Origin of the sequence: Aureimonas sp. AU4 (assembly GCF_001463765.1) — a bacterium.
In the GTDB taxonomy this organism is placed as follows: domain Bacteria; phylum Pseudomonadota; class Alphaproteobacteria; order Rhizobiales; family Rhizobiaceae; genus Aureimonas.
On record NZ_BBWK01000022.1, the window covers coordinates 86,747 to 94,336 of the forward strand.

Below are 7,590 nucleotides of genomic sequence, written 5' to 3' on the forward strand. Positions count from 1 at the left end.
CTGGCGGTCGCCACATTTCTCCGCGAGAAGGCGGCTCCGCTAGCTGGACGGAGCGCGCGCGACCCATGTCAGACACGCCATCGCCTCGGATCGAGGCGCTTCTCGCGCAGATGACGCTGCCGGAGAAGATCGGCCAGCTCACCATGCTCGCCGCCGGCTTCTCGGTGACCGGGCCGGTGGTCGGAGGGGATGTCTCGCAATCGGTACGCGAGGGCCGCGCGGGCAGCCTTCTCAACGTCTTCGGGCCCGGCGCGGTGCGCGAGATCCAGCGTGTCGCGCTGGAGGAATCGCGGCTCAAGATCCCGCTGCTGCTCGGCTTCGACGTCGTGCACGGCCACCGCACCGTGTTTCCGATCCCGCTCGGCGAAGCCGCCAGCTTCGATCCCGAACTCTGGGAGGAGACGGCGCGCGTGGCCGCGCGCGAGGCGGCGGCCGACGGCGTCGCGCTGACCTTCGCGCCCATGCTCGACATCGCGCGCGACCCGCGCTGGGGGCGCATGGCGGAAGGGGCGGGCGAGGACCCGCTCGTCGCCGCGCTCTACGCCCGCGCCAAGCTGCGCGGCTTTCAAGGCTCGAACCTCGCCGACCCCGACCGCCTGGCGGCCACCGCCAAGCACCTCGTCGCCTACGGCGCGGCCTCGGCGGGGCGCGACTACGCCTCCACCGACGTCTCGGAGCGCACGCTGCGCGAGACCTACCTGCCCCCCTTCGAGGCGGCGCTGGAGGAGGATTGCGCCTGCATCATGCCGGCCTTCTCCGACCTCTCCGGCGTGCCGATGACGGCGAACGGGGCGCTTCTGGGTGGCTGGCTGCGCGGCGAGAAGGGGTTTCGCGGCGTGGTGGTGAGCGACTACAACGCGGTCGCCGAGCTGATCCCGCACGGCGTCGCCGCCGATCTCGCCGAGGCCGCAAGCCTCGCGCTCCGGGCCGGCGTCGACATCGACATGATGAGCGGCGGCGCCTACGAGACCGGCCTGCCGGAAGCGCTCCGTCGCGGCCTCGTCACCATCGACGACATCGACCGGAGCGTGCGGCGCGTGCTCGCGCTGAAGGAGCGCCTCGGCCTCTTCCGTGATCCCTGGCGGGCGCTCGCGCGCGGCGACGCGGGCGCGGGGCCCCAGGTCTCAAGCCACCGCGCGCTCGCCCGCCAAGCGGCGGCGCGCTCGGTCGTCCTCCTGTCGCAGCACGATCCCGCGATCCTGCCGCTGCCGGACCGCCCCATGCGCATCGCGGTGCTGGGGCCGCTGGCCGAGGCGCCGACCGACATGATGGGGAGCTGGTCGGGCGCGGGCGAGGCCGAGGAGACCGTCACCATCCTGCGGGGGCTACGCGAGGCGCGGCCCGACTGCGAGATCGCCTATGCGCGCGGCGTCGGCATTGACGAGTCCGAGCCGGACGGCTTCGAGCCGGCGCTGGCGCTGGCGCGCGGCGCCGATCTCGTGGTGCTGGCGCTCGGCGAGTCCCGCGCCATGACCGGCGAGGCCGCGAGCCGCACGGGTCTCGACCTGCCGGGCGACCAGACCAACTTCGCGCGCGCCGTGCTGGCGCTCGGCCGCCCGACGGTCGCGCTTCTCGCCGCCGGCCGGCCGCTCACGGTGCCCTGGCTGTTCGACCGGGCGGGCGCCGTGCTCGCCACCTGGTTCGGCGGCACGGAGGCGGGATCGGGGGTTGCCGACGTCCTGACGGGCCGCGTCTCGCCCTCGGGACGCCTGCCGGTCACTTGGCCGCGCGCCGTGGGACAGGTGCCGATCTTCTTTGCCGAGCGTCCCGGCGGGCGACCGCCTTCCGACGAGCACTACACCAGCAAGTATATCGACCTCTCGCCCGACCCCCAGTTCTTCTTCGGCCATGGCCTGACCTACGGCCGTGTCGTACGCGAAAACCTTCGAGCCGAACCGGCGGGAGCGCGCGAGGACGAGACAGTGCTGGTCTCGCTCGACCTGCGCAACGAGGGGGCGCACACGGCCGAGGAAACCGTGTTCCTGTTCTCGCGCAAGCCCGTTGCCCGCGTCGCGCGCCCGCGCCTCGAGCTTCAGGGCTTCGCGCGCGTCTCGCTCGCCCCCGGCGGGCATACGCGCTGCACCATCCCCCTGCCCGTCTCGGCGCTGGCCTTTCCCGGCCCCGACCTCGCGCGAAGCGTCGAGCGGGGCGAGTACGAGATTCTGGTCGGCCCCTCGGCCGACCCGGCCACGCTGCTGCGCACGCGCATCGAGGTCGTGGGAAGCGCCTCGTGAGCGCGGGACCCACCCGGCGCGACGTGCTGGCGGGCGGCGCGGGCCTGGCGGCGGGCCTCGCCCTGCCGGGGCTTGCCGCGCGGGCAGACACCCCACCGCCTCCGCTTCTCGTTCTGCCGGAGCCGGTTTCCGCCGAGCGGCTGTGGCTGCGCCTTGGACCCAGGCCACCGGCCGGTCTCGTGCTGGTCGCCGAAGGCGCGGCCCCGGCCGGCGCGGGCCTCGGCTGCCTGTCGCCGCGCGCCCTCGCCGCGCTCGGCCCCCTTGCGGCCGACCGGCTCCTGCCCCTTCCCCCGCACGGGCTGCATCTGGCCGCGCCCGCCCGGTCGCGCCGTTTCGACGATGCGGAGACCTTGGCGGCACTGGCGCGCCTCCTCGCCGACCCCCGCGCGGCGCCCCACGCCTTCGCGCTTGCCCTGCGCGACGGTGCGGCGGCAAAGCGCCTGACCGCCCTCCTCGACGACTTGGGCTCGCCGCGCGCGATCCGTATCCTGTGAACCGCTCCATGTCGCGATCCTCCGCCTCATGTCGCTCACGTACCGAACCATCGCCGTTTCGTACTGGCCGCCGCGCGCGGTGCGGTGCGAGATTTCCACGTGATCGTTGACGCTAGGGACCTTCGCTCCATGCAGCGCTTTTCCGCCTATGCCGTCGTCCGCAAGGCTCTCGGCTCCAACCGGGACTGGCAGGCGCAATGGCGCGACGCCGCGCCCAAGAAGAGCTACGACGCCCTGATCGTGGGCGGCGGAGGGCACGGGCTCGCCACCGCCTACTACCTCGCCAAGGAGCATGGCCTGCGCAACGTCGCGGTCCTGGAAAAGGGCTGGATCGGCGGCGGCAACACGGGCCGCAACACCACGATCATCCGCTCGAACTACCTGTTCGAGGAGTCGGCCCGGCTCTACGAGCACGCCGTGAAGCTCTGGGAAGGCCTCTCCCAGGACCTCAACTACAACGTCATGTACTCCCCGCGCGGCGTCATGATGCTCGCCCACAACGTCCACGACATCCAGGTCTTCAAACGCCACGTCCACGCCAACCGCCTGGCGGGCGTCGACAACGAGTGGCTCACGGCGGAAGAGTGCAAGGCCTACTGCCCGCCGCTCAACATCGACGCATCCACCATGCGCTATCCCGTTCTCGGCGGCGCGTTGCAGCGGCGCGGCGGCACGGCGCGCCACGATGCGGTCGCCTGGGGCTATGCGCGCGCAGCCTCCGCGATGGGCGTCGACATCGTCCAGAACTGCGAGGTCACCGCGATTCGGCGCGGCGGCAACGGGCAGGTGATCGGCGTCGAGACGACACGCGGGTCGATCGACGCGCCGCGCATCGGCGTGGTGGCCGCCGGTGCGACCTCCGTGGTCATGTCCATGGCCGACGTGCGCCTGCCGCTGGAAAGCTACCCGCTCCAGGCCCTCGTCTCGGAGCCGGTGAAGCCGGTCTTCCCCTGCGTCGTCATGTCGAACACGATCCACGCCTACATCTCGCAGAGCGACAAGGGCGAGCTGGTGATCGGAGCTGGCACCGACGCCTACACGAGCTACACCCAGCGCGGCGGCCTCCACATCGCCAACCATACGCTGGACGCGATCTGCGAGCTCTTCCCGCAGTTCCGGCGCATGCGCATGCTGCGCTCCTGGGGCGGCATCGTGGACGTGACGCCCGACCGCTCGCCGATCATCGGCAAGACGCCGGTGCCCGGCCTCTTCGTGAACTGCGGCTGGGGCACGGGCGGCTTCAAGGCGACGCCGGGCTCGGGCCACGTCTTCGCCCACACGGTCGCGACCGGCGAGCCGCACCCGATCAACGCCCCCTTCACGATCGAGCGCTTCCGCGACGGCGTCCTGATCGACGAGGCGGCCGCCGCCGCCGTCGCGCACTGAGGAAACCCGCCATGCTCCTCATCCACTGCCCCTATTGCGGCCCCCGCCCCGAGCTCGAGTTCCGCTACGGCGGAGAGGCGCACGTGGTGCGCGCCGAGACCCCGTCCGCCGAGCCGGCGGATAGCTGGGGCGACTTCCTCTACACGCGCGCCAACCCACGCGGCGTCCATGCCGAGCGCTGGCGCCACGTCCACGGCTGCGCCCGTTTCTTCAACGCCCTTCGCGACACGCGCACCGACTTCTTCCAGACGACCTACAAGGTCGGCGAGCCGCGCCCCGACGGCGGCGCGGAGGAGAACGCGCCGGCGCTCAGCGGCGACAACCACGGCACCTGGTCCGCGGAGACCGCCCGATGAGCGCGTTCCGTCACGCGTCCCAAGGGCGGATCGACCGCAACCGCCCCGTGCGCTTCCGCTTCGACGGCAGGAGCTACGGGGGCTTCCAGGGCGACACGCTCGCCTCGGCGCTGATCGCCAACGGCGTGCACCTCGTCGGGCGCTCGTTCAAGTACCACCGCCCGCGCGGCTTCGTGTCGGCCGGCTCGGAGGAGCCCAACGCGCTGGTGGGCGTCGGCGACGCGCAGAGCCGCTACACGCCGAACCTGCGCGCCACGCAGGTCGAGATCACGGAAGGTCTCGTGTCCGAGAGCCAGAACCGCTGGCCCTCGCTGAAGCACGATGTCGGCGCGGTGAACGGCGCGCTCGGCCGCTTCCTGTCGGCGGGCTTCTACTACAAGACCTTCATGTGGCCGCCCAAGGCCTGGGAGCGCTTCTACGAGCCGATGATCCGCCGCGCGGCGGGCCTCGGCCGCGCCCCGACCGCCCCCGACGCCGACCGCTACGCGCAGCGCTTCGCCCATTGCGAGGTGCTGGTGGTGGGCGCGGGCCCCGCAGGGCTGGCCGCAGCGCTGGCGGCGTCCGAGGACGCCGAGGCCCGCGTGATCCTGTGCGACGAGCAGGCCGAGATGGGCGGGTCGCTCCTGCACGAGAGCGACGGCACGATCGACGGGCAGCCGCCCGCCAAATGGGCCGAGCGCGCGCTCGCCGAGCTCTCGCGTCGGCCCAACGTCACGCTTCTGCCGCGCACCACCGCCTTCGGCTTCTACCCGCACAACATGCTGGGCCTTGCCGAGCGCCTCGCCGACCATCTGCCCGACGCCTCGCCCGACCTGCCGCGCGAGCGCATGTGGCAGGTGCGCGCCGGCCGCGTCGTGTTCGCGACCGGCTCGATCGAGCGCCCGCTCGTGTTTCCCGGCAACGACCGGCCCGGTATCCTGCTCGCCGAAAGCGCCCGCGTCTTCGCCCGACGCTACGGCGCCCTGGTCGGACGGCGCGTGGTGGTGGCGACCGCCGGCGACAGTGCCTATCGCGCCGCGCTCGACCTTCATGCGATGGGCGTCGAGATCGCGGCGATCGCGGACCTTCGCGAGTCGCCGGACGGCCCCTTCGTCGAGGCCGCGCGCGCGGCCGGCATCCGCATTCTCACCGACACCGCCGTCACCGGCACCGCAGGGCGGCTGCGCATCTCCTCGGCCACCCTCACGCGGCGCGGCGACCGCAGCGGCGAGGATTTCAGCTGCGACGCGCTTCTCATGTCGGGCGGCTGGACGCCAACCATCTCGCTCTTCTCGCAGTCGCGCGGGAAGATGCGCTGGGACGAGGCGCTGGAGGCCTATGTGCCGGCCGAATCCGTGGAGGCCGAGCGCTCCGTGGGCGCCTGCCGCGGCGTCTTTGACCTCGCTGGTTGCCTTCGCGACGGCTGGGCGGCGGGCGCGAACGCGACTGACGCCGCCTCGCCCTGGCACGTGGACGCGCGCGACACCGGACACGACGGCTTCCGGGGCGAGTGCCCCCATCCGCACGATCCGCGCGAGGTGAAGAGCTTCGTCGACTTCCAGAACGACGTGACCGCCAAGGACGTGCGGCTCGCCACGCAGGAGGGCTTCCGCTCGATCGAGCACGTCAAGCGCTACACCACGAGCGGCATGGCGACCGATCAGGGGCGCCTGTCCAACATCAACGCGCTCGCCATCGTCTCGAACGAGCTGAAGATCCCCGAGCCGAAGGTCGGCCTCACCACCTTCCGCCCGCCCTACACGCCGACCTCGTTCGGCCTGTTCGCGGGCACGGCCCGGGGCGAGCTCTTCGATCCCGTGCGGCGCACGCCGATCCACGACTGGGCGGTCGAGAACGGTGCGGCCTTCGAGGACGTGTCGCTCTGGAAGCGCGCGCACTACTTCCCGCGGAACGGCGAAGACATGCACGCGGCGGTCGCGCGCGAGTGCCGCGCCGTTCGCGCCTCGGTCGGCGTCTTCGACGCCTCGACGCTCGGCAAGATCGAGGTCGCGGGACCCGACGCGGCCGAGTTCATCGACCGCCTCTACACCAACCCCTTCAAGAAACTCGCTGTGGGCAGCCTTCGCTACGGCGTCCTCCTGCGCGAGGACGGCTTCGTGATGGACGACGGCGTGGTGGCGCGCATCGCCGAGGACCGCTTCCAGCTCACCACCACCACGGGCGGCGCGCCGCGCGTCCTCCACCACATGGAGGACTATCTCCAGACCGAGTGGCCTCATCTCGACGTGTGGCTGACCTCGGTCACCGAGGAATGGGCGACGATCGCCGTGCAGGGGCCGAACGCGCGCCGCGTGCTGGAGCCGCTGGTGGAAGGGATCGACCTGTCGGCGAGCGCCATGCCGCATATGACCTGGCGCGCCGGCACGATCGCTGGCGGCGTGCCGACCCGGCTGTGGCGCGTGTCGTTCACAGGCGAGCTCGGCTTCGAGGTCAACGTGCCGGCGGGCTACGGCCGGCAGGTCTGGGAGCGGATCGTCGAGGCCGGCCGGCCGTTCGACATCACGCCCTACGGCACCGAGACCATGCACGTCCTGCGCGCCGAGAAGGGCTATATCATCATCGGCCAGGAGACCGACGGCACGGCGGTGCCGGACGATGTCGGCCTCGCCTGGGCGGTCGCCAAGAAGAAGCACGACTTCGTGGGCATGCGCTCGCTGGCCAGGCCCGCGCTCCAGGCCGCGAACCGCAAGCAGATGGTGGGCCTCCTCACCCGCGACCCCGCCCATCTCCTGGAAGAGGGCGCGCAGGTCGTGCCGCACGACGAGGACGTCCAGGCCTTCGTGCCCGACCATGCCCTCGGCCACGTCACCTCCTCCTATCGCTCGCAGGCCGTGGGCCGCACCATCGCGCTGGCGCTGGTGGAGGGCGGGCGGGGCCGCATCGGCGAGACCGTCGACGTGCCCATGCCCGAGGGCCGCGTACCCGCCACCATCGTCGATCCCGTCTTCTACGACCGCGAGAACGAGCGCCTCCATGCTTGAACCGGCCTCCCCCCTCGACGCCCTTCTCGCCACACCCATCCAGACGCCGCGCCTGCGCGTCACGGCCGAGCCGATCGCCGCACGCCTCGCCTTGCGCCTGCGCGACGAGGCGGCAATCGAGCGGCTCGGCGCGGCGCTC

5 protein-coding genes are annotated in these 7,590 nt (G+C 72.3%); all 5 read left to right on the forward strand.

Annotated elements, in window-relative coordinates; all coding sequences use genetic code 11:
- The first annotated feature begins 65 nt into the window (after positions 1 to 65).
- The 5 genes from AUL35_RS08195 to AUL35_RS08215 all read left to right on the forward strand — a co-directional run bounded on the left by AUL35_RS08195 (position 66) and on the right by AUL35_RS08215 (position 7,451).
- Positions 66 to 2,234: a glycoside hydrolase family 3 N-terminal domain-containing protein gene (locus AUL35_RS08195; RefSeq protein WP_062013888.1), complete on the forward strand. Its 2,169-nt coding sequence runs from the start codon at positions 66 to 68 to the stop codon at positions 2,232 to 2,234.
- Entirely contained in the window at positions 2,231 to 2,728 is a 498-nt protein-coding gene (locus tag AUL35_RS08200) for a hypothetical protein (RefSeq protein ID WP_062013890.1), read from the forward strand. The genes AUL35_RS08195 and AUL35_RS08200 overlap by 4 nt, the downstream gene beginning before the upstream one ends.
- A gap of 129 nt (positions 2,729 to 2,857) precedes the next feature.
- Complete coding sequence (locus tag AUL35_RS08205) at positions 2,858 to 4,114, forward strand: sarcosine oxidase subunit beta family protein (RefSeq protein ID WP_062013892.1); 1,257 nt, start codon at positions 2,858 to 2,860, stop codon at positions 4,112 to 4,114.
- Between the two features lie 11 nt (positions 4,115 to 4,125).
- Complete coding sequence (locus AUL35_RS08210; protein WP_062013894.1) at positions 4,126 to 4,470, forward strand: sarcosine oxidase subunit delta; 345 nt, start codon at positions 4,126 to 4,128, stop codon at positions 4,468 to 4,470.
- Complete coding sequence (locus AUL35_RS08215; protein ID WP_062013896.1) at positions 4,467 to 7,451, forward strand: sarcosine oxidase subunit alpha family protein; 2,985 nt, start codon at positions 4,467 to 4,469, stop codon at positions 7,449 to 7,451. Before AUL35_RS08210 ends, AUL35_RS08215 begins: the two co-directional genes overlap by 4 nt.
- Positions 7,452 to 7,590: the final 139 nt, after the last annotated feature.